At 45.5% G+C, this 22,855-nt stretch carries 19 protein-coding genes; 18 read left to right on the top strand and 1 reads right to left on the bottom strand.

The window, feature by feature from the left end:
- Positions 1 to 48: 48 nt before the first annotated feature.
- The gene (locus K1X61_02435; GenBank protein ID MBX7107482.1) at positions 49 to 1,341 is read right to left on the bottom strand and encodes a choice-of-anchor L domain-containing protein; all 1,293 of its coding nucleotides are present in this window, start codon (positions 1,339 to 1,341) and stop codon (positions 49 to 51) included.
- A gap of 169 nt (positions 1,342 to 1,510) precedes the next feature.
- On the opposite strand from K1X61_02435, the gene K1X61_02430 reads away from it, so the two are divergent.
- From K1X61_02430 to K1X61_02345, 18 genes are all read left to right on the top strand, one after another.
- On the top strand, positions 1,511 to 2,101 hold the full coding sequence (locus tag K1X61_02430) for an N-acetyltransferase (protein MBX7107481.1): 591 nt from the start codon (positions 1,511 to 1,513) through the stop codon (positions 2,099 to 2,101).
- 33 nt (positions 2,102 to 2,134) lie between these two features.
- The gene (locus tag K1X61_02425) at positions 2,135 to 3,424 is read left to right on the top strand and encodes a nucleotide sugar dehydrogenase (protein ID MBX7107480.1); all 1,290 of its coding nucleotides are present in this window, start codon (positions 2,135 to 2,137) and stop codon (positions 3,422 to 3,424) included.
- Positions 3,425 to 3,448: 24 nt separating this feature from the next.
- Positions 3,449 to 4,531, top strand: a complete 1,083-nt coding sequence (gene rfbB, locus K1X61_02420) for a dTDP-glucose 4,6-dehydratase (protein MBX7107479.1) — start codon at positions 3,449 to 3,451, stop codon at positions 4,529 to 4,531.
- 121 nt (positions 4,532 to 4,652) lie between these two features.
- On the top strand, positions 4,653 to 5,624 hold the full coding sequence (locus K1X61_02415) for an NAD-dependent epimerase/dehydratase family protein (protein ID MBX7107478.1): 972 nt from the start codon (positions 4,653 to 4,655) through the stop codon (positions 5,622 to 5,624).
- Positions 5,625 to 5,860: 236 nt separating this feature from the next.
- Complete coding sequence (locus K1X61_02410; GenBank protein ID MBX7107477.1) at positions 5,861 to 8,290, top strand: SLBB domain-containing protein; 2,430 nt, start codon at positions 5,861 to 5,863, stop codon at positions 8,288 to 8,290.
- A gap of 22 nt (positions 8,291 to 8,312) precedes the next feature.
- Positions 8,313 to 9,473, top strand: coding sequence for a hypothetical protein (locus K1X61_02405; GenBank protein ID MBX7107476.1), 1,161 nt, complete (start codon positions 8,313 to 8,315; stop codon positions 9,471 to 9,473).
- An 11-nt stretch (positions 9,474 to 9,484) separates the two neighbouring features.
- Entirely contained in the window at positions 9,485 to 10,225 is a 741-nt protein-coding gene (locus K1X61_02400) for a hypothetical protein (protein MBX7107475.1), read from the top strand.
- A 135-nt stretch (positions 10,226 to 10,360) separates the two neighbouring features.
- Entirely contained in the window at positions 10,361 to 11,137 is a 777-nt protein-coding gene (cysQ, locus tag K1X61_02395; protein ID MBX7107474.1) for a 3'(2'),5'-bisphosphate nucleotidase CysQ, read from the top strand.
- A gap of 206 nt (positions 11,138 to 11,343) precedes the next feature.
- The gene (locus K1X61_02390; GenBank protein ID MBX7107473.1) at positions 11,344 to 12,786 is read left to right on the top strand and encodes an MBOAT family protein; all 1,443 of its coding nucleotides are present in this window, start codon (positions 11,344 to 11,346) and stop codon (positions 12,784 to 12,786) included.
- A gap of 4 nt (positions 12,787 to 12,790) precedes the next feature.
- Positions 12,791 to 13,843 (top strand): hypothetical protein, encoded by a 1,053-nt coding sequence (locus K1X61_02385; GenBank protein ID MBX7107472.1) that lies wholly within the window; start codon positions 12,791 to 12,793, stop codon positions 13,841 to 13,843.
- A gap of 126 nt (positions 13,844 to 13,969) precedes the next feature.
- A complete protein-coding gene (locus K1X61_02380; protein ID MBX7107471.1) occupies positions 13,970 to 14,848 on the top strand; it encodes a sulfotransferase in 879 nt (292 codons plus the stop codon).
- 25 nt (positions 14,849 to 14,873) lie between these two features.
- Positions 14,874 to 16,343, top strand: coding sequence for a flippase (locus K1X61_02375; protein MBX7107470.1), 1,470 nt, complete (start codon positions 14,874 to 14,876; stop codon positions 16,341 to 16,343).
- Positions 16,344 to 16,464: 121 nt separating this feature from the next.
- Positions 16,465 to 17,355, top strand: a complete 891-nt coding sequence (locus K1X61_02370) for a sulfotransferase domain-containing protein (protein MBX7107469.1) — start codon at positions 16,465 to 16,467, stop codon at positions 17,353 to 17,355.
- Between the two features lie 50 nt (positions 17,356 to 17,405).
- On the top strand, positions 17,406 to 18,332 hold the full coding sequence (locus K1X61_02365) for a sulfotransferase domain-containing protein (protein ID MBX7107468.1): 927 nt from the start codon (positions 17,406 to 17,408) through the stop codon (positions 18,330 to 18,332).
- Positions 18,333 to 18,426: 94 nt separating this feature from the next.
- On the top strand, positions 18,427 to 19,389 hold the full coding sequence (locus K1X61_02360) for a sulfotransferase (protein MBX7107467.1): 963 nt from the start codon (positions 18,427 to 18,429) through the stop codon (positions 19,387 to 19,389).
- A 98-nt stretch (positions 19,390 to 19,487) separates the two neighbouring features.
- Positions 19,488 to 20,576 carry a glycosyltransferase family 2 protein gene (locus K1X61_02355; protein MBX7107466.1) on the top strand — a complete coding sequence of 363 codons (1,089 nt, stop codon included), beginning with the start codon at positions 19,488 to 19,490 and terminating at the stop codon, positions 20,574 to 20,576.
- Entirely contained in the window at positions 20,561 to 21,922 is a 1,362-nt protein-coding gene (locus tag K1X61_02350) for a hypothetical protein (protein ID MBX7107465.1), read from the top strand. Before K1X61_02355 ends, K1X61_02350 begins: the two co-directional genes overlap by 16 nt.
- A gap of 9 nt (positions 21,923 to 21,931) precedes the next feature.
- The gene (locus tag K1X61_02345; GenBank protein ID MBX7107464.1) at positions 21,932 to 22,855 is read left to right on the top strand and encodes a sulfotransferase domain-containing protein; all 924 of its coding nucleotides are present in this window, start codon (positions 21,932 to 21,934) and stop codon (positions 22,853 to 22,855) included.

The following is a 22,855-nucleotide window of genomic DNA, read 5'->3' as shown; positions in this document are numbered from 1 at the left end:
AAAGCAAAAGGCGCCACGCAGCGCCTTTTGTCTTTGCAGCTATTCCTGTCACTTCAGCGCTAACTTCTTCAGGTATACCTTATCATTTGTAATCACCTGCATAAACAGGATGCCTTTCTGATATCCTGACAGATCAAGTGTGGTGGAATTATTCAGTTCGTATGAATCTATCATCGTTCCCGCATAATTATATAATGTAACGATGCCTGCCTGATTGTTTTCCAGTTGAATGGTAACAAGCCCTGTTGAAGGATTAGGGAATACCGACACTTTATCCTCATTGGTTTGCTGCAAACCTGTAGCCATTCCGATATTCAGTGTTTCTGTTGCCGCATTGTCACAGCAATAATTATGGACACTGAGGGATACATTATAAAAACCCGGTTCAGCGTAAGTGTGGGAAGGATTGGCTTCCGTGGATGTTATGCCATCACCAAAATCCCAGGTGTAACTCGTGCCGTAACGTGATTCGTTATGAAACTGAACGAGGTTATCATTCTGTGAAAAACTATAGCCTGCAACAGGTTTCAGTTGTCCATCGCCACAAAGGCTCTCTACGCCGATGAAAATTCCTGAATCCAGTATGCCGTCACCGGCATCAGCAATGGCCAGTTTCACATGATAGGTAGATTCAGGTACAACCGTAATCTGCGCGGTGAGCGGCACCGTGAATCCGTCATATTGAATGGTCGTCTCATTGATATCGCCCGGGCAGGAGGAAGGTGCTGGGCAATCAAAAAGACTGTTGCAGACATAATAAGCCTGGTTGGAACTGATGCAGTTAATGGAGCTGACCGTTACCGGATTGTTGTTTCCCGGAACGAGTGCAATATTCTGTTCACCTGTTATGCCCGGGCCACTGATATAAAAGGCAAACACATCGTTGAAGGCAGTGTTCACCCATTCTGAATATTCTTCCGAACCGAATGAATACTTGAAATAGAGCGTATCGAGCGATGGCACGATATCCATCTCAATAACGCAGGCATCATACGTCGTAAAGGCGGCAATCAAATCGAGCGCAGGATCGCCGGGAAGATTGTTTGCCACACTGATGGAACCTGTGTTATTCGGACCAATGGCATTAAACACACTGCCGCTCGTCATCATGATGCCGGCATTGATGCCCAGGTTAGTGCCGGAGCCGTCGAAAAATCCCACTGCCGCAGGATCACCATTGTAAGTGATATTGCTGATGGTTACACAGGTATTATCGAAAAAATCATGCAGCATGGTGGAAACCGAGATCGCTGTATCCACCACCAGTTGTCCTTTAGACTGTTGCGGCAGCATGATGCAGAGTAATGCGGCGCTTAGGAATGTAGTGTAAATTTTTTTCATCTGTAGAAAGTTTTATGGGTGTTTAAAGATAGTCATATATTTCCACCTGATGCTGCCGCCCGTTAAAATCTGTTTGAAATCTGTTAAGTTTGCGCCGCTTGCAGGGGGAATTGCAGTATTTGTTTTTTGCCTTTATACGATACTGCAGAAAACGCCGTATCATCGTCAGATGCCAGTGAATGAACATATATATTTTGCCCACGAAACCGCGGTGATTGATGAGGGTTGTTCTATTGGAGCAGGCACGCATATCTGGCATTTCAGCCATATCATGTCAGGCTGTGTGATCGGTGAAAACTGTAATCTCGGGCAGAACGTAGTGGTCAGTCCCGGTGTAGTGTTGGGAAGCAATGTAAAGATTCAGAATAATGTATCCATCTATTCAGGCGTCGTTTGTGAAGATGATGTTTTCCTGGGCCCGTCGATGGTATTTACCAATGTGATTAACCCAAGAAGCGCCATTTCCAGGAAAAACCAGTTTGGCAAAACACTCGTCAAAAAAGGTGCAACTATTGGTGCCAATGCAACTGTGATTTGCGGGCATACGATTGGAGAATTTGCATTTATCGGCGCGGGCACTGTCGTGACAAAGGATGTGAAACCGTATGCTTTAATCGTTGGTAACCCGGGCAGACAGACAGGATGGATGAGTGAATTTGGTCATCGCCTGCGTTTTGATGAAAACAACAGGGCGGTCTGTCCTGAAAGCGGCGCCATTTACGTACTGCTTGACGAGGCAGTTGAAAAACTCAAACCATAACCGGAGGGTGTCCGTAGCAAAATAGATTGAATCATGGTTGAAGATCTCCTAGAGAAAAAAGCAAAACTCGCAGTTATCGGTCTTGGTTATGTGGGATTGCCGGTAGCGCTGGCTTTTGCAAGGCATATCAGCGTCATCGGATTTGATATCAACGCAAAGCGGATTGCATTGCTGAATAACAAAATTGATCCGAGCAGCGAACTGAATCCGGAAGCTTTTGAGCATTGCGATATCATCTTTACCGATAGCACAGAAGTGTTGAAGGAAGCCCGCTTTTTCATTGTAGCGGTGCCCACACCCGTTGATGTTCACAATGTTCCCGACCTGCAGTTATTGTTACTGGCCGCGGCAACAATTGGCAAAGTTTTGAAGAGGGGCGATTACGTGGTATTTGAATCAACTACCTATCCCGGCTGTACGGAAGAAGATTGCCTGCCGGTTATTGAAAAATGGTCGGGCCTGAAGGTGAAGACCGGTTTTAAAATTGGTTATTCACCGGAACGGATTAATCCGGGTGATAAGGAACATACACTGGAGAAAATTACAAAAGTGGTTGCCGGTTGCGATGAAGAGTCGCTGGATGTGATTTCTAAAGTGTATAGCATTGCCGTGAAGGCCGGCATACACAAAGCACCAAGCATTAAAGTAGCAGAGGCTGCCAAGATTATTGAAAACACGCAGCGCGATGTGAATATCGCATTGATGAATGAGCTGTCACTCATTTTTCATTTATTGGGAATTAATACCTACGATGTGATTGAAGCGGCTGCCACCAAATGGAACTTCCTGAAATTTTATCCAGGGCTTGTCGGAGGTCATTGCATCAGTGTAGATCCGTATTATCTCACCTATAAAGCCAATGCATTGGGATATGAGCCGGAAGTGATTACCAGCGGAAGGCGTATCAACGACGACATGGGCCCTTATATCGCGCGCAAAACCGTGCAGTTGCTCACGAAACTCGGCAAAGATCCGGGCAAAGCAAAGGTGTTGGTGATGGGCGCTACTTTCAAAGAAAATATCACAGACCTGCGCAATTCAAAAGTGGTTGACCTGATCAAAGAACTGAAAGCTTTCTCCCTCAAAGTGGAAGTGATGGATCCGCACGCATCAGGTGATGAAGTACTGCAGCAATATGGTTTCAGGCTTGTTCCATCACCGGCAGCCGATTATGATGCCGTAATCATGGCAGTGAATCACCGTGAATTTCATAACCTTTCGGAAGATTATTTTCTTTCCATCACCAAACCGAAAGCATTATTTGTGGATGTGAAGGGAAATTTCAGGAATAAGATTACCAGGATGATGTATTGGTCGTTGTAAAATCAGTTGACATAAAAAGAGCGGATGTCAGAAACTCAGTTAAAAGTATTGATTACGGGCGGAGCAGGATTTATCGGCTCGCATGTAGTGCGCAGGTTCATTCACCGATATCCGCATTACCTCATTTACAATCTTGACAAATTAACCTATGCCGGTAACCTGGAAAACCTGCGTGATGTGCAGCAGGCAGCCAATTACCGGTTTATCAAAGGCGATATTGTGGATGCGGCATTCATTGAGCAGTTGTTCCGGCAGCATAAGTTTGATGCTGTTATTCACCTTGCCGCGGAGAGCCACGTTGATCGTTCTATTGTTGCTCCCACGGATTTTATTTTTACCAATATCGTAGGCACTGTCAATCTGCTGAATGCAGCAAGGCAGTCATGGCAGCAGGAAAAAGCGGATAGTGCACTTTCCCGCCGGCATCTTTTTTACCAGGTGTCAACCGATGAAGTATATGGCTCGCTTGACCATGGCGGTTACTTTACCGAGACCACACCATATGATCCGCGGTCACCTTACTCAGCCTCCAAGGCAAGCGCTGATCATCTCGTGCGCGCCTATGGACATACCTATCGGCTGCCTGTGGTGATTACCAATTGTTCCAACAACTATGGTGCGTATCAGTTTCCTGAAAAATTAATACCCCTTGCCATCAATAACATAAAAAACAACAAGGCTGTACCCATCTATGGCAAAGGAGAAAACGTGCGCGACTGGTTGTGGGTGGAAGATCATGCCGCTGCCATTGATCTGGTTTTTCACAAAGGGAAACCCGGCACTACGTATAACATCGGTGGCTTCAACGAGCGGAAAAATATTGACCTGATCCAGCAACTTTGCACAATTATGGATGAGAAACTTGGCCGTGCCAAAGGATCTGCGGAAAAGTTGCTCACGTATGTAAAGGACCGTGCAGGTCATGATCTGCGTTATGCCATCGATTCATCAAAGATTACTGCGGAACTTGGATGGAAACCTTCTCTTACCTTTGAAGAAGGCCTTTCAAAAACGGTAGACTGGTACCTTGCCAATGCAGAATGGCTTGAACATGTTACATCCGGTGATTATCAGCACTACTATGTTGAACAATATGAAAAAAGATAAGTTGCACATGCGCCGGTATGCAGTTGATTTTGACTTGCCACAAAGCAAGGCGCTGCAAATAAGTTGTTTCACTTATCCGTCTTATTTTTTTTCTCACTGGCAGTCCTAAATATTTTCATTCTTGTACGAATCTGCATTTCATCCCGGTTGCCTGTCCGAAAAAAAATTCCTGGTAACAGGCGGTGCGGGATTTATCGGTTCACATCTCGTTGAGTATTTATTGAAGCATGGTGCGGGAAAGGTGCGGGTGATGGATAACCTGATGACGGGCTCAAAGGATAACATAGCGTTATTCCGGCATCATCCCGCCTATGAATGGCTGGAAGGCGACATACGCGAAAGCGAAGATTGCCGGCAAGCCTGTAGCGGGATTGACTTTGTATTGCATCAGGCTGCGCTTGGTTCGGTGCAGCGATCCATACTTGATCCGGTTACCACAGACAGCATTAACACTGGTGGATTTCTGAACATCCTCTGGGCGGCTAAAGAGCAACAGGTAAAGCGTGTGGTTTACGCTTCGTCTTCTTCGGTTTATGGCGATCACCCGGTATTGCCAAAAGTGGAAGCACAAACGGGCCGTCCATTATCACCTTATGCTGTATCAAAGTGTTCAAATGAGCTCTACGCAGGCGTGTTTGCAAGAAATTATGGCATGGAAATAATCGGCCTCCGTTATTTTAATGTTTTTGGCCCGCGGCAAAACCCTGATGGACCTTATGCTGCTGTAGTGCCTGCCTTCATCCGTGATATACAAAGTGGTGTTGCGCCCCTCATCTATGGTGATGGTTTGAACAGTCGCGATTTTACCTTTGTTGAAAATGCGGTACAGGCTAACATCAGGGCACTGTTTGTTGAAGATGCCCTTGCATTGAACGAGGTCTACAATGTCGCAGTTGGCGAACAATATTCGATCCGTCAACTGTTTGATTTCATCTGCCACTTTTTAAATTGCAGGATGCTTCCCCGTTTTGAAACTGCACGACAAGGTGATATTCAGCATTCTCTTGCCGATATCTCAAAGGCCGCCAGGTTGCTGAAATACCGGCCGGCTGTCAGACTGGAAGATGGTCTGCGAATCTTATTGAACCGGTGATATTCGATCGATGCCGGGCATTACCGCAAAAAGTTAGTTTAATTATATATAGTTATCAAAGAAATAATACTGGCTGTTCCGCTTCAAAAACAGGATACTTTAAAGTTTGTTTTTACAGATAAGAGTTGCCTGAAATATAATGCTGGCGGGCATTTCAGATTGAAAAAATGAGTACATTGGTCGCGTAAATTGAAAACTAATTCTATTTTTGCATCTCGCAGATTAAAAATCCTTCCATGAACGTGTTGCTACGGCTATCACTACTGTTTGTTGTACTTGGTCAATTATCAATATCGCAATCAGCCTTTGCGCAAGATGAACCACCCAAAAATGCTCCTTCCAGCAGCGGCACCATTCAAGCAGCCATCACTGAAAATGCAGCTTCCCTTCAACTATTGGGCATCAATCCCATCCAGGTAAAAAACACGAAGAAAGCCGCTACAACAACTACTCCCGCAACCGGCACACCGGCAACATCAACAGACGTTGCACCGGCATCTTCCGAAGCTGCGCCCAAGAATACCACAAACCCAATCACCACCACTGGTGCAGCACCGGCAGTTACACCGACTGCGGCTACCGATTCTCCACGTGCTTATCGTGATACCACCCTGCTCCCTGCATCAGAACTTTATGGTTATAGTTTTTTCCGCAACAAAACCATCAATATGTTCGACCGTGCACTGGATGCACAGGCAGGAGGCAACTACATCATTGGAGTGGGTGATCAGATTGGCATTAATGTCTGGGGTTATTCCAGTTTCAGCGGAAGCTATACCGTAGATCAGACAGGATCTGTATTCCCGGAAGGTGTAGGCAAAATATATGTGAAAGGCTTAACACTTGATAAGGCAAAGGCGCTGATCCGCAGCCGTTTTGCTACTTATCTGGATATGCCTAATTCGCAGATTGAGGTGACGATTATTTACTCAAGGGTGATTGGTGTCAATATCGTGGGTGAAGTTTTTAATCCGGGAACCTATTCTATTCCCGCACTGAATACGGCATTCAATGCATTGCTCGCTGCCAACGGCCCAACTGATCTTGGATCATTGCGTAAAATCTATATCAAACGGCAGGGACAGACGGTGAAAACGCTGGATGTGTATGCTTACCTGCTGAATCCCGGAACCGGCGATGATTATTTCCTCCAAAACAATGACTACATTTTTGTTCCGCCCATAGGCAAAACAGTTTCTATTACCGGTGAAGTGAAGCGCCCGATGAAGTATGAGTTGATCGACGGTGAAGACCTTATGACACTCATTAATTATGCCGGCGGAATGACACCGAAAGCGTATACAAAGTCGGTGCAGGTAAAACGCTACGTTGGTAACCGGCTGAATCTGCTGGATGTCAATGTCGACAGTCTTGCCCGCATCAAAGGCAAATATGAATTATTCAGTGGCGATGAAGTTTTTATCAGCACCGTTCCCGGGCAGCTATACCAGTTTGTAAAAATCAGCGGTGCTGTAATGCAGCCGGGTGAATTCAACTATATGGAAGGACTTCGTATCAGCGATGTGCTGGCCAAAGCACATGGCCTTCGTGGTGATGCACTGGCCGATCGCGCTTACGTAATTCGCAAGAATGATGATCTCACCTCATCATATATTCCTTTTAATCCGTCTAATGTGATTAAGGATACAAGATCAGTCGACAACCTGTTGCTGAAAAACCTCGATGAAATTTACCTGTATGATAAAACCACGTTCATTGATTCTGTGACAGTGAGCATCAACGGTGCAATCAGGCTGCCGGGTAAATATACTTATGCGAAAGGCATGACATTGTACGATCTGCTTTATACAGCCGGTGGTATCAAACGGGAAGCTGCCAATACCAAAATTGAAGTGTCAAGATATAAGGGTGATAACGGTAAGTCGGCGCCACAGGAAAGAGTGGTGGCTTCTTTCCCCATCGACTCTTCACTGATGATTGGCAGCGATGCGCAATCGTTTCAGCTGGAACCTTATGACATTGTTTTTGTTAGGTCGTTGCTTTCAGGTGTGTCACCTGGCATGGTCAATATCTCCGGTGAAGTGACCTATCCGGGCGATTACCTGATGAATGACAAGGAAGAAAAACTGGTAGATGTTATTAACCGCGCCGGTGGATTATCACAATGGGCTAATGCCAATCAGGCAACACTCGTTCGTGCGGAAGGCGACCGCGGCATCATTTTCATGGAGCTGGAAAAGGCGATGAAAGATCCGGGCAGTGAATACAACTTCATCCTGCGCCCGGGCGACAAGATCAATATTCCAACCACGAACGACCTCGTGAGTATTTCCGGAATGATTAATTATCCATACGCTGATTCCATGGGATTCTTAAATGCTCCTTATCATGAAGGACATCGCGCAAAATTCTATATCAAGCGTTACGGATTGGGTTTTGCCGATGGCGCCAAACGGGTACGCACCTATGTAATACAGCCTGGTGGAACGGTGGAAGATCCGCGTCGCTGGACGTTTATCCGGAAATATCCCAAAGTGGAAAAGGGTGCCTATATCGTTGTTCCTTATATCCCAAGTGTTGATCCTTTGGCGGCTCCGCAGGCGCCTGCAGAACCATTTGATGTAAATCAGTTTATCGAAAGTGCCATGGTTAAAATAACCGGGTTGCTTACCTTATACATCTTAGTAACAAGAATTAATTTCTAACGGAAAAAATCTTCTTGCCTTCATGGCCCAGGATAATTACAAGATACAACCCGCTTACCAGGACGATGAAGAAATTCATTTGGGTCCGCTATGGACCGGTATTAAGCAATCATTCTATTACCTGCTGCGCAAGTGGTACCTGCTATTGATCTGGTTGCTTGTTTTTGGCGGGCTGGGCCTGTTGTATGCATGGTGGTACGGCACTAAATATATTGCAACCACCAGTTTTGCCACACAGGGGCAGAGCGCATCAAGCGGATTATTGAGTTCATCACTTTCTCTTGCCAATGCACTCGGTTTATCGGGAACTACGGGAAAAGGTGGTGGTGGTTTCGACAATAAATTCTTCGCCAGCCTCATTCAGTCACGCAGGGTGGTTAAAGAGTCGCTGATGCAGGAAGGCCTTATGGATGGCAAGAAAGACCTCATGGCCAATCATTATATTGAATTGTATAAATGGCGCACCGGGAGCCTTCTGAAAAAGGGATGGAATGAAAGCCCGGTGTTAAAGGATTTCAAATTTGTGCCAAAGCCACTTGAACAGCTGAACCGCCTGGAAGACAGTGTGCTCACCGTGATTTATCAAAGTATTATTGATAATAATCTCACGATGGAATATGATGAGTCGAGCCCTTTTAATACGGCCACTTTCACCACCAGGGATTACGATTTTTCAATGCATATGATGAAGCTGATGGTAGATAAGTCTGCCAAATACTTTATCGAGGATGTATATGAACTGAACCGGAAAAACCTTGGTATCGCCGACAGCCGTGTTGATTCATTGGGCCGCGCACTCAAATCGCTCGATTACCGTGTTGCCAATATGCAGGATATGACGAATAACCTGATCCGTCAAAAAGGAAGGGTTGGTGTAACGTCAGCTACCCGCGACCGCGATTTGCTGAATGAACAATATGCCGCCGCTGTGAATAATGTGGAGCTGGCGAAAGTAACCATTCTCACTACCGCACCCATCCTGCAGGTGATTGATGATCCTGTATTCTCTACCAACGTCTCTTTTGTATCTAAAATTGCGGCATTCATCGTTGGCGGTATCATTGGCATATTCCTGGGAAGTATCTTTACCATCGTGGCACGTACGGTGGCTGAATCCAACCGGAAATTCAGGGAAAGACAGGAATTGTTAGGGCAAAATAACGGTGATACAGCTGCTGCCTGATCCTATCCGTCGTGTGGAATTTCTTAATAGGGAAAAACAATAACCCGTCGCAGCCTGCTCCGCCTCTCCGTACTGATCTGCATTCACATTTAATTCCCGCCATTGATGACGGAGCACAATCGGATGAAGAAGCATTGCAGTTGCTGAATGGCTTGCTCGACCTGGGATACCATAAATGCATCATTACGCCGCATTGTTATCCCGGCCTTTACAATAACACACCCGCTACCATTCTTAGCGGACTGGCCAGGCTTAGGGATATCTGTGAAAGAAACTCCATCCCGATTTTGCTGGAAGCAGCTGCCGAATATTTTTTCGACCATAATTTTTTTGAGCTGGCGCAAAAGAAGCAATTACTCACTTTCGGCAACAACTATGTGCTGTTTGAGCTGCCCGTAAACAGCAGACCATCCATGATGGAGGAAGTGATATTTAACCTGAACCTGAATGACTATAAACCTGTGCTGGCACATCCGGAACGGTATCCCTATTTTCATGAAAGCAGTATGCGCGAATACGGGAAGCTGAAAGATTACGGCGTTTATTTTCAGCTTAACCTCATGTCACTCACCGGTTACTACAACAATAGCATTCGTGATGCTGCCAGAGCGCTGATCAGGCATGAAATGGTTGAGTTTGCGGGTACAGACCTTCACAAGCAAAAACATTTGCAGGTATTACAAAACGTGCAGCGCGACAGCCATTTTATCCGGTTACTTTCATCCGTTAAGTTGCTGAACAGCACACTTTAAATCATCTCTTCAACACCTGACGCAGGAAATCGGTGCTGTTTAACTTAGAGGAATCGTGCAGCGGTTGGTCGCTTCATTTCGCTGCAACATTTTCTTTCTTACATTTGCCGCGCAAAAAATACAGCCGAACAACCAATGACAAACATTGATATCAATAAAATCATCGACATCGCGCATAAGGCCGGAGAAGAGATCATGGTGATCTATGCGCAGGATTTTTCAGTGGAATTAAAGGGCGATAATTCGCCGCTCACCATGGCCGATCAAAGGGCGAATGGTATTATCGTGACAGCTTTAAAGAATCTGTATCCGGACATACCCATTATTTCTGAGGAAACGAAAGTGATGGCGTATGCGGATCGGAAAAACTGGAAGGAATACTGGCTGGTTGATCCGCTCGACGGAACCAAGGAGTTTATTAAAAAGAACGGAGAGTTTACCGTGAACATCGCACTGATGAGTGACAGCGAACCGGTGGCAGGAGTGGTATTCGCACCGGCCCAAAAACGTATGTGGTACGGCGTAAAGGGAGAAGGCAGTTTCATGATAAATGAAGACGGGACACGCATGCCATTGCGCAAAGGAGCCAATTGGCGTGACCTGCAAAAAGTGAATGTGGTAGGCAGTCGTTCACATATGAGCGAAGAAACCCTGCAGTTTGTAGAGGAGTTGAAAAAGCAGGGCAAAGAGGTTGAATTTGTGTCTTCCGGCAGTTCACTTAAATTCTGCCTGGTAGCGGAAGGTAAAGCAGATGTCTATCCGAGATTTGGTCCTACAATGGAATGGGATACCGCCGCAGGACATGCCGTGGTGGCAATAGCAGGAGGGAAGGTGCTCAACTGGGAAACCAAGCAACCGTTGCAATACAACAAGGAGAATCTGCTGAATCCTTTTTTCATCGTGGAGTTCTGAGCGAAACTTCATTTGTTGCCAATACAAGCCGGTGCCTGATCAATGATGGTAAGCAATAACCATCATCTTATACAGGAAGCAGCCTCTTCGTTCTGCCTGTACCTGCCCTGCCCGGCGCCTTTTCCCATCACAAGATAATTTTTACATTTGCGCGGCTTTTTTCTGCCGCAACTCATAACAAGCAGCTTCACAGCACCGGGGAAATCATGGTTTTTAACTCTTTCAGTTTCTTATTGTTTTTCCCGCTTGTCACCATCATTTATTTTTTGCTTCCGCATAAATACAGGTGGTTCCACCTGCTGATGAGCAGTTGTGTGTTCTACATGTTTTTTATACCGGTGTATATTCTCATACTCCTCTTCACCATTGTTATCGATTACTATGCGGGAATCTGGATAGATCAGGCAACAGGAAAGCGACGAAAGGCTTACCTGCTGATGAGCATCGCTGCCAATGTAGGTGTATTGGCTGTTTTCAAGTATTACAATTTTTTTCTGGGCAATCTTAACTGGCTTACCGATTTGTTCGGGATTAAGCTCGATATTCCTTACCTGAATATTATACTGCCCATAGGCCTTTCTTTTCACACGTTTCAGGCCATGAGCTATACCATTGAAGTTTACCGTGGCAATTTCAAACCGGTACGCGACTTCGGTATTTACTCGCTATATGTCATGTTCTATCCACAGCTCGTGGCAGGCCCTATCGAACGGCCGCAGAATCTCATTCACCAGTTTTATGAAAAGCATGAATTTGATTATGATCGTGTCGTATCAGGATTAAAGCTGATGCTCTGGGGCCTGTTTAAGAAAGTGGTGGTGGCCGACAGGCTGGGATCGTATGTGGCCAACGTGTTTAATTTTCCGCATCAGCATGATGGCGAACCGCTTACTTTCTGGGTGGCGGCCTGGTTTTTTGCCATTCAGCTATATTGCGATTTCGGCGGTTACAGCGATATAGCCATCGGCTCTGCACGGGTTATGGGCTTTACGCTGATGACGAATTTCCGCCGGCCATACCTCGGGCAGTCTGTCGGCGAAGTATGGCAGCGATGGCACATATCACTTACCACCTGGTTTGGCGATTATGTTTTTAAGCCATTGGGCGGCTACAGGAAAGGAAAATGGAGAGGCATCTTTAATCTTGGCGTCCTGATGTTCCTCGCCGGCTTGTGGCATGGCGCCAACTGGACATATGTACTTTGCTTCCTGGTATTTTTTGTATTCCTGGCATCACGGCTTGTTATCAAGAAGCAGATAACGGCATTCGACAACCTCGTATATGGCATTCACCCGATGTTTGGCCGTATCGTAGGTACCATCATGGCATTTCATTGTGGTATCTTCTCCTACATTTTTTTCCGTTCGCCTACCGTTTCCGATGCATTGTATTATTACGGGCAGATGTTTAGTTTCCGGGGCACAAAATTTTATGATGGTGATGCTTCCACCATGTGGTATGGCATGTTTGCTATTATCTGTCTTTTTCTCGTTGAGATCTACCAGGAAGACTGGACAAAAGACAAGAATGCAATTTTCCCTGAGCCTAAAAACAGGTCGCTTAAATACCTTTTTTATGCCGGCGTCATTTCAATTATCTTGTTAATCGGCGTTTTCGATGCCAGCCAGTTCATCTACTTCCAATTCTAAGCCGATGAAGAAGACTACTAACGGTACATGGATATTCTTTCGCAACGGCTTGCTGCTGCTGCTGACTGTTATTGTATCCGATCAAATGATTGGCATGATCCTGCAACAGATGTATTTCGCGCAGAAGAATGGCCCGGAAGCGGAATCCACCTTCACGTTTACGAAGATGAACCAGGACGCTGTTATTCTCGGTTCATCAAGAGGAAGGAGAAACTATAACCCGCAGTTTATCGCCGATTCGCTGGGCATATCCTGTTACAATGCAGGGCATGACGGCCAGACTATCTTTTATGAGCAGGCGATTATCCGGATGGCGCTCAGTCGTTATACACCAAAACTTGTTATCCTTGATCTGAACCCTGAGGAAATGTATTACAAGGACGTTCATTACGACCGGCTGAATGTACTTGCGCCCTACTATAAAGATTACCCGGAAGTGCGTGATATCTATCTGCTGAAGGGTATCCGTGACCGGCAGACATCAGGTAAATTTCTGGTAGGACCATCTGAATCTGTGGCCGCAGATTTTTGGATGACCCACGGAGCAATGGAACAATATGCAATTCCATTTAATGCCGAGCGATTCAAAATGCTGTCGATGATTTACCGGTATAATTCATCCCTGCTCGATGTGCTCACCGGTATTTTCAAGAACAGAAAATCTGATTCCGGATTCAAGCCGCTGAAAGGAGTGATAACACAGGAAAAGGCAAATGAGCTGATCAGGGAGAATGCCAAACTTCGCAATGAAAAAAATAAGATTGTGGATCCGAATAAGGTAAAAGGGTTGGAAGAAATTTTTACATCGCTCACCGCAAAGGGAACAAAGGTGTATGTGAGTATGTCTCCGGCACTGGCTCCGTTTGCCATGGAGCCTTCTTACCAGGCTATACTGGATGTTTGCAGCAAATACAATGTTCCATTCAAAGACTACAGCCAGGATCTGCAATACAATAAGATTGAATACTTTTTTGATAATCACATGAATAAAGATGGTGCGAACCTGTTTTCAAAAAACCTGGCAAGTGATGTGAAGAAGCAATTCGCGCATCATTAAAATCAGCTATTTAATAGTAGCTTACAAAAAAATGAGGCAATTCAGCAGGCACAGCAGTTCATTGTCAAAAAAAGAAGAAGGCAATGACGGTACGCAAAAAATGTTGTGTTGGTAAACCCGAACAAAATGGCACTGCCTAATTTCTTATTAGTAGGAGCAGGTAAATCTGCTACACGATCGTTATATAACTATATGACGCAGCATCCTCAGGTATTTATGCCTAAGGTAAAGGAGCCGCAGTTCTTTGTGGCAGATGAGGTGAGGAACAGGATACAGAAATGGGTGGAAAATTATGATCAGTATGAGAAGCTGTTCGACGGCTCGGCCGGTAAGAAAGCAATAGGTGAAGCCAGCGTGATGTACCTGTTCTTCTACAAGCAGGCAATTGAAAATATCAGGAAATACCTGGGTGATGATGTCCGGATCCTCATGATCCTGCGCAATCCTGTTGAACGTGCTTATTCGGCATACAACTTCGTGCATGTCAATAATCCTGATGAGAAATATTCTTTTGAAGATGCGCTGGCGCTGGAAGAGGAACGGTTTGCCAACCACGCATCGCTGTTCATGCAGTACAAGTCGATGGGCCTGTATGCCGATGCGGTGAAAGCATACCTGGATAATTTCAGGAATGTGCACATCATGTGGTACGATGAATTCAGGCGTAACCCGCAGGAAGTATTGAAAGGTGTCTTTACCTTCCTCGGGATAGATCCTGAGGTCAGTATTGACTATTCAAGGCAGTGGAATAAAGGCGGTAAGAAGTGGAAGAATCCGGTCCTGCGCTGGCTGTTCATGTCAGATAATATTTTCAAGAAGGGATACAAATTATTTTTTCCGAAGCGGCAGGGTGTAAGGACCAATGAATTCTTTACGAAGAATTTTATGGAGCAAACAGAACCGATGAAGCCTGCAACCCGCCAGAAACTTATTGCCTTCTTCCGGAGTGATATCGAAAAGCTCTCAAAAATCACCGGCCGGAATCTTGACAACTGGCTGCAGTAACAATTAAATTCTTCTATCAGGGCAGATGAATAGCACCGATGATCATATGGATGAAAAGCAGCGGGCAGAGCCAGCGGATAAAGCGCATCAAAATGAGATTGTAAAAGGAGGCGTCTCCGCCTTTACTACCCGCCTGGTAGGCATGGGATTCAGCTATCTGTTCACTTTCCTGATCTCCAGGATGTATGGCGCCGCCGGAAACGGAGTTTATAACCTGTCGCAAAGCCTGATGACATTCACCGCCAGCATTACCAAGCTGGGCAGCGATACGTTGATGACGCGTTATGGTGCGCAGTATAACGCACAGAAAAAATTCGGATGGATTAAGGATCTGTATAATAAGTCGCTGATGGTATCAGTACCATTGGCCATATTATTTTCCACGGCACTTTATTTCCTGGCACCGCTGATTGCCACCAAAGTATTTCAGAAGCAGGATGCCGACCTAATCAGGGCCTTCCGTATTGCAACCTTAGCCTTGCTGCCTGTTACTATCTTCAACATCTCCAATGGCGGCCTGCGCGGATTGAAGAAGATCCGTATTTATGCAATGCTGCAAAACGTCAGTAACTTTTTCTTTGGCTGTATCATCATTTCTGTCTTGTATTTTGTCACTGATGATAAGGTGGTGCCCGTCATCACCTATGTCGCATTCGTTACCATTGGCGGCATCCTGAGCGGCTACTTTTTTCTGAAATATTCCAATTACTCATCCACACAGGTGGAGCAGGGACTCGAGTTCAACGAAAAATTCCTGATCGGCATTTCGTTGTTTGTCGCTTCTCTCGCCTCGCTCATTCGCGGCTATGCCGATACGTTCATACTTGGCAGATATGCCACAATTGAGGATGTCGGAATTTACCGCAATGCCTTTAAAGTGGCTACCATCACGCGCATTGCGCTGACGGCCTTCCTGGTACCTGCTGCGCCAAAGTTTGCCGAATTGTTTTCACAGGGAAAGATGAAGGAACTTGGAGAATCTGCACAGTTTGCCACTAAGATCATTTTCTGGTGCTCTGCACCTATACTCGCAGGCGTGATTCTGCTGGCGCCGTTTATCATGGGCATTTTTGGTAAGGAATTTCTTGCCGGCACCGAAGCGCTCATCATTTTATCGGTCGGGCAGTTCATTAACGCCGCCACCGGCCCGGTGAGCAACATCCTCATGATGACAGGCAGGCAAAAGCTCAACCGTAACCTCATGGTTGCTACCACGATATTGGCCATCGTGCTCGATCTCATCTTTATTCCGCGGTTTGGTATTGTTGGCGCGGCCTGCGTCAATACGTTCGGCATCATTATCATGAACCTGGTTCCCTTCTTCCTGATAAAATATTATTATGGTTTCTATACACTCGACTTCACCGAATTATTTAAGGTGAATCCGAAAACCTTTGTCAGGCAGATACGGCAGGCAATAAAGCCGGAAAAGAAAAAGAAGGGCGACTCAGAAAAGGAAACTACGGTAGAAGATCAGGTAGGCAGCATAGACTGATCTGCAGGTTCCTCTTTATCATTGCATTGGTTTACCGGCAAACAGTATCGGGCTTCGGCCTTTCTCCTCCTTGCACTTTTTGTTACATTTGCGCCTTTGGTAACAAAACCGGATAGTGCTGATGGCTGTACCCAATTTCCTGTGTGTGGGCGCGCAAAAAGCAGGAACAACTACACTTTACGAAATTCTTAAACAACATCCCGATATCTTTCTCCCTCAAAAAGTGAAGGAGACTAAGTTTTTTGTGAATGCGGAAAAGTATGCCAAAGGGCTGAAGTTTTATGAGAAGGAATACTTTAGCGAATATGGCATGCAGGCGGCCATAGGGGAAGTGGATCCTGCCATGATGTATGAAGAAAAAGCCGCGCAGCGCATCTATGAGTCGTTGGGAAATGATGTCAAACTGATCTTCATCTTCAGAAATCCTGCGGCCCGTGCGTATTCCCATTATCTGATGTCGCAGCGGAAAGGTTTTGAGGATCTTTCATTTGATGCCGCTGTTGCCGCGGAAGCAGATCGCCTGAAATCAAACCCTTCACAGAAATTTAACTTCAGCTATATCTCCAGGGGCTACTATACTGCGCAACTCAACCGGTTCAGAAAATATTTTAAGGAAGAGAATATACTCTGCCTGGTTTTTGAAGACGACTTTATTAAGAACCGATTGGAAACATTTAACCGTATCCAGGATTTCCTCGGTGTTAAGCATGCGGAACTGAACCTGCAGATCAGAAGCAATGAAGCCGCTGCACCGAGAAGCAAGGCCGTGCATGAGCTTACCAGGAAAAAAAATCCGCTGCGAAGCATGCTCGGTAAATTGTTGCCTTCAACCATGAGAAAATGGTTGCAACGATTTATCGCCAGCAAGAACGCCGTCGTTGCGGAAAATGCACGGCTTGACAGCAGGAAGGAAATGGAATTGATTGATAAATTTTTCATCAGCGATATACATCAGCTCGAGCAACTGATTCACAGAGACCTGAGCACGTGGTATGGGCGCAGTGCATCATAAATGATAAACGTGCAGGTGCCGGCTGCTCCGCATGAATAACAAATAATAGTATGACAGATAAGAAATGCTGGCCAAATCTTTTAATAGCAGGTGCTGCGAAGGCAGGTACTACTTCATTGCATTATGCACTCGATCAGCATCCGCAGGTTTTTATGAGCAGGAAAAAGGAGCCCGGCTATTTCGCCTGGCCGGAAGAGGATTTGTCTTTTATCAATAACGGTAAGCTCGTCACCAGGCCGCGTTTCCTCGTCAATCACCTCGATGAATATCTCTCGCTGTTTGAAGAAGGAGCGGATAAAAAAATCCGTGGTGAGTCGTCGACCACCTACCTTTATTTCTATGCGAAAACGATTGCGAATATCAAACGCATTCATCCGGATCCGCAAAGTGTGAACATTGTGATCGTGCTGCGTAATCCGGCAGAGCGTGCATTTTCCCAGTATATGCATAAACTCCGGGATGGCGCCGAATCGCTCGATTTTGAAGCGGCCCTGAAAACAGAATCACAGCGCATGAAGGATAACTGGCATTTCGACTATCAGTATACCGGCCGCGGCATGTACTATGAGCAGGTGAAAGCCTACATGGAAAATTTCAGGAATGTGAAAGTGTACCTGCATGAAGATTTGCGTACGGACGCTTCCGGCCTCATTCAATCGCTGGAAGATTTCCTGCTGATTGACCGTTGTCCGCTTGATTTTGGTGATGAACTGAATGCCAGCGGTGAACCGAAATCGGAATCACTGAACCGGTTCCTGAAAAAACCCAACCCGGTGAAGAATTTCCTGGGTAAGCTGCTGCCGAAAGATTTGCGCCGCAAAATGCGTTTAAAGGTGCAGAGTACTGTGTATAAATACAATCTTGAAAAGAAAGAACTGCAGCCTGAAACAAGGCAACAGTTAAAGAAGGTCTACCGCGCCGATGTGTTAAAACTGCAGGAACTCATCAAGCGAGACTTAAGCAGTTGGATTAATTAATACCACAGAAGGATCACTGCAGGCCTATGTAGCTGTGAACTGCAGAAGATCAAAGAAGCTGATGCAGTGAATGGAAGCCGGAAAAAAAACTGAGATGAAAACGAATACAACAGGGGAATCAAAACTTCCTAATTTTTTTGTGGTGGGTGCGGCAAAATCGGGCACTACTTCCTTATATGAGTACATGAAGATGCATCCGCAGATTTACATGGCACCCATCAAGGAAACACATCATTTTTCTACTGACATCGACAATACAAAGTTCCGGCCCAATTATGCAAGGTCGCTGAATAAAGACCTGACCAGATTTTTAGAGTCCGATATGCAGGAAGGCATCTTTCATGCCTTCGTGAAAGACTGGGATCAGTATGTTCAGCTTTTTAAAAATGTAAAGGATGAAAAGGCGGTGGGCGAAATCACCAACTCCTACCTCTATTCAGCAGCAGCTGCCGGAAATATCATCCGGCAATTCCCGGATGCAAAAATTATTATGATGCTGCGCAATCCTGTTGAGCGGGCTTTCAGCCACTACCTGATGGATTTGCGGATAGGTTATGAGACTGAGGATTTCATGACAGCGCTCAGGAAGGATATGGCACGAAACCCGAAAGGCTGGGGTATTTCTAACCTGTATGTGGAAATAGGCATGTATGCCGGGCAGGTGAAGCGGTTCATGGATGTTTTCCCGGCGCAGCAGCTGCGCATTTATATCTTCGATGATTTCAAGAAGAATCCCGGTGCAGTGGTGAAGGATATGTTCTCTTTTCTTGGTGTTGATCCTGACGTGGATATTGATTATTCCCAAAAATTCAACCCTTCCTTCATTCCTAAAAATAAACTCATCGGCAAGCTGAATACGCAGAAGAAGGTGAAAGACTGGCTGAAGGGCGTGCTTCCCAAATCAATGAAGTCTGCCTTCAAGAAGACTTTTTATACCGATAAGGATCTGCCGAAAATCACTGTTGAAGAACGCAAATTCCTGGCTGATATCTTTCGCGATGATGTAATGAAACTCGGCACGTTGCTGAACCGCGACCTCAGCGGATGGGTGAAGTGAATATGTGCAGCAAGCAGTTGCCATAGTCACCTAAATTAGGAAGTTAAAGGATTAAGATATTTCCCCATAAAGGGATTAGCTGTTTCAAATTGAGCAAGATGCAACCGAAGATATACATCGTACTGGTGAATTTTAATGGCCACAACAATACCGTGGAAACCATGGAAAGCCTGGCCAAACAATCTTACAAAGAGTTTCAGATTGTGGTGGTGGATAACCATACGCCTTCCTCGCTGCAGATTATTAAGGAATGGGCGAACGGCAGCCGCGTGATGGAATTCAATCCGCCTGCAGAGATCAGTCAGTATTCCGCACCGGCCTGTAACAAACCTGCTCGCTGGCTTAGCTATGAGGTGGCTGAGGCTGAAAAGGGTGGTGATGGCAGGAAGGAAAAGGAGCTGGAAGCACAAATTGCGGAAAATGCCGAAGCGCCGTTTAAGTATCCGCTCATCTTTGTGCAGGCGCTCAGCGATATCGGTTTTGCGGGTGGAAACAATGTGGGTTCCCGTTATGCTTTGCAAAAAGCCGATGGAGACTTTGTGTGGCTGTTGAATAACGACACCACGCTGGAGTATGATGCCTTAAAACACCTCGTGGAAAAGGCTGCTGCATATCAGGCTGCCGGAAAAAAGGTAGGGATGATTGGTTCCAAGCTGCGTTGGTACCGCTGGCCGGATAAGATCAATGCCATTGGCGGCATGTTTAATAAATGGACAACCTGGTCATACCATCTTGGGGTGCGGGAAGTGGACCATGGTCAGTACGACAGGGATGATGTGAAGTTTGATTATGTCTACGGTGCTTCTATTTTTATCCGGAAAGAATTTTTGCAGGATGTGGGGCTGATGAATGATGTTTACTATGCCTATTTTGAAGAGATGGACTGGGAAGTAAGAGCCTTGCGCAAAGGCTGGCAACATGGTTATTGTTACCAAAGCATTATTTATCACAAGCAAGGAGTTACTACCGGCAAAGAAATCAAGAGCAAGCAAAGGCCGTTATTTTTTATGTGCTGCAAATACCGAGGTTGGATGTTATTTTACCAACTTTACTATCCGTATCTTATCTTCGCACCCGTCATACGCCTGGCAGGGAAAGCCTTAAAAAATCTTACAGAGGGAAATGCAAAGGAATCCCTGTTAATCCTTAAAATACTACTGGGAAAAAGAACGTGCAGCAGGGATTAGAACTCACAACGCCATTACATTTTGCTGAGGCCATCCACAATACCTGGCGGCGTCGTATTAAAGTATTTTTGATTTACCTGCTGTTCATCAATATTTTCGGCACCCTTATTAAAAGCCCGGTTTCGCTGATCTATCTCGTATTTGGCGGATATCCGATGCTTTTTGTTTATCTGACATTTACTTCCATCTATTTGGTAGATAAGCTCATAGTTAAAAAAGCAGGGTTTAACATCTATGAGATCATTATCCTGGTGTTGCTGACGTATATCATGCTGCAGGCAGGCTTCGTTACCAACTTCTATTTCGGGCAGCCGGTGTTTCTGGGTATGTCGGCAGAAAAATCATGGCTGGCCATACTATCAGGTATATTCATGTTCTACCTGTTAAAATCAAAATCTATTGATCTAACTATTGTACGCGATGCGTTGTTGTTCGGTGCCTGGTTTAACCTGCCTTTTTACCTTGCCATGATACTGGCGCTTAACCCCAACCAGTTTGCAGGAACCTTGTTCGTGTATTGCAATTCGATTAAAGGGGGCTGCCAGTTTGAGTTTGACATCTTCGGATTTGCCTTCGCCACCATCTATTATTTTATCCGTTATGTAAGAACCAATCATATAAAATATGCACTGTTCTTTATCGGTTTTTATGCATATATCTTTTTTATCAATCAGAAAAGAGGTACTTCCATTGCCTTACTCGGAACGGTAGGTTTGTATTTCCTGCTTTATCTCAGCTGGGAGAAAATCGTTTACTATACTGCTTCTTTCATTCTTTTTATTGCCGCCGCGTTGGGAGGCCTGTGGTTACTGCGGCCTGATATTCTTGACAGGGTTATATTAATGTATACCGACGTTATTCTTGCCCTGCAGGGACAAGAAACAGGTGAGGCTTCAGCAGATGCACGAATCCGTGAAACAGCTATCGCATTCAAATATTTCAACAAGCATTCTTTCAGCTGGTTTTTCGGGAACGGAAAAATCAATAACGACTGGCTGGGCGGTCCCACTGCCGAATTAGGCCACTTCTACGCTTCGGATATCGGTGTATTGGGGGTGATCTATCAATTTGGCGTACTGGGCTTGTTTATAGGTTTGTTGCAATACTGGCTCGTGTACCGGACGCATAGAAAACTGAACCTGGAATTCAGAAAAGATTATTTCTACCAGTCGATTTTGTTTTTCATCATTTTCTTTTTTATCCGTGGCATACCGACAGGAGGAAGCTTTTTTGACCCGGGCATTGCCATAGCCGCATCATTCGTGGCCATTCATTATTTCTTCTATTACATCCAGCGCCACCCTGACAGGAATTACCGTTGGGCCAATAAGCAGGTTTTAAACTGATTGACTCTGATGACTGATTCGCGATTGCCCAACCTGATTATCGGAGGTGTTCATAAAGCCGGTACTACGTCGGTTTATACTTATCTCTCCTTGCATCCTGCCGTTTGCGGATCATCGGCCAAAGAGATCGGCTTCTTTATGCCGCTTAGATATGGCCGCGAAATTCCGCCAATGGAAAAATATGCAGCCTACTTTACGCATTGTGATGCAGGCAAAAGATATCGCCTGGAGGCAAGCCCGAGCTATCTTTATGGCAAAGAAATTATTGCATCCCGCATTTTGAAGGAACTTGGCAATGAAGTGAAAATAATATTCATCTTCCGTAATCCTGCCGACCGCTTGTTTTCTTTTTACGAGCGAAAAAAGGCAAATGCCTACCTTTCCGTCAACACCACTTTCACCGATTTTATCCGGAAATCCCTTGCCTACACAGATGCCGGGCCGGATGAACACCGTGAAGACGAAGAAGCGCTTTTCATGCGGGGCATCAGCGAAGGTTACTATATCGATTACCTGCCTGCCTGGTTTGATGTATATGGTGAAAACCTGAAAATACTTTTTTTCGAAGACCTGAAGAAGGATGCAATGGGTTTCATGCAACAGCTGTGTGCCTGGCTGCAGCTTGATTTCAGCCGGTATAAACCGGAGGATTTTGTCATTGAAAACCAAACCATCGCTTACAGGAACCGCTGGATGCACAAGACCATGCTGCGGATTAACAAAACGTTTGAATCATTCTGGAGAAAAAATGTGGGATTGAAGCGAACTTTACGTGGCTTGTATAAAAAGATAAATGCCAATGCCGGCGCACGGGAAAAGATGACGGAAGAAGAACGGAACCTGCTGAATGAAATTTATGAACCCTACAATAAACGGTTAGCTGAATTCCTGAGGGGGAAAGGGATTGCACAGTTGCCTGATTGGTTAAGCTGA

The sequence above is a fragment of the Chitinophagales bacterium genome (assembly GCA_019694975.1).
GTDB lineage: Bacteria > Bacteroidota > Bacteroidia > Chitinophagales > UBA10324 > JACCZZ01.
Note: the sequence above shows the minus strand (reverse complement) of the source record. Positions and strands in the feature narration are given on the sequence as shown.

Excerpts from the sequence above, each read along its gene's own strand:
- K1X61_02435 (MBX7107482.1), bottom strand. The coding sequence starts at position 1,341 with ATGAAAAAAATTTACACTACATTCCTAAGCGCCGCATTACTCTGCATC.
- K1X61_02430 (MBX7107481.1), top strand. The coding sequence starts at position 1,511 with ATGCCAGTGAATGAACATATATATTTTGCCCACGAAACCGCGGTGATT.
- K1X61_02425 (MBX7107480.1), top strand. The coding sequence starts at position 2,135 with ATGGTTGAAGATCTCCTAGAGAAAAAAGCAAAACTCGCAGTTATCGGT.
- rfbB (MBX7107479.1), top strand. The coding sequence starts at position 3,449 with ATGTCAGAAACTCAGTTAAAAGTATTGATTACGGGCGGAGCAGGATTT.
- K1X61_02410 (MBX7107477.1), top strand. The coding sequence starts at position 5,861 with ATGAACGTGTTGCTACGGCTATCACTACTGTTTGTTGTACTTGGTCAA.
- K1X61_02405 (MBX7107476.1), top strand. The coding sequence starts at position 8,313 with ATGGCCCAGGATAATTACAAGATACAACCCGCTTACCAGGACGATGAA.
- cysQ (MBX7107474.1), top strand. The coding sequence starts at position 10,361 with ATGACAAACATTGATATCAATAAAATCATCGACATCGCGCATAAGGCC.
- K1X61_02390 (MBX7107473.1), top strand. The coding sequence starts at position 11,344 with ATGGTTTTTAACTCTTTCAGTTTCTTATTGTTTTTCCCGCTTGTCACC.
- K1X61_02385 (MBX7107472.1), top strand. The coding sequence starts at position 12,791 with ATGAAGAAGACTACTAACGGTACATGGATATTCTTTCGCAACGGCTTG.
- K1X61_02380 (MBX7107471.1), top strand. The coding sequence starts at position 13,970 with ATGGCACTGCCTAATTTCTTATTAGTAGGAGCAGGTAAATCTGCTACA.
- K1X61_02375 (MBX7107470.1), top strand. The coding sequence starts at position 14,874 with ATGAATAGCACCGATGATCATATGGATGAAAAGCAGCGGGCAGAGCCA.
- K1X61_02370 (MBX7107469.1), top strand. The coding sequence starts at position 16,465 with ATGGCTGTACCCAATTTCCTGTGTGTGGGCGCGCAAAAAGCAGGAACA.
- K1X61_02365 (MBX7107468.1), top strand. The coding sequence starts at position 17,406 with ATGACAGATAAGAAATGCTGGCCAAATCTTTTAATAGCAGGTGCTGCG.
- K1X61_02360 (MBX7107467.1), top strand. The coding sequence starts at position 18,427 with ATGAAAACGAATACAACAGGGGAATCAAAACTTCCTAATTTTTTTGTG.
- K1X61_02355 (MBX7107466.1), top strand. The coding sequence starts at position 19,488 with ATGCAACCGAAGATATACATCGTACTGGTGAATTTTAATGGCCACAAC.
- K1X61_02345 (MBX7107464.1), top strand. The coding sequence starts at position 21,932 with ATGACTGATTCGCGATTGCCCAACCTGATTATCGGAGGTGTTCATAAA.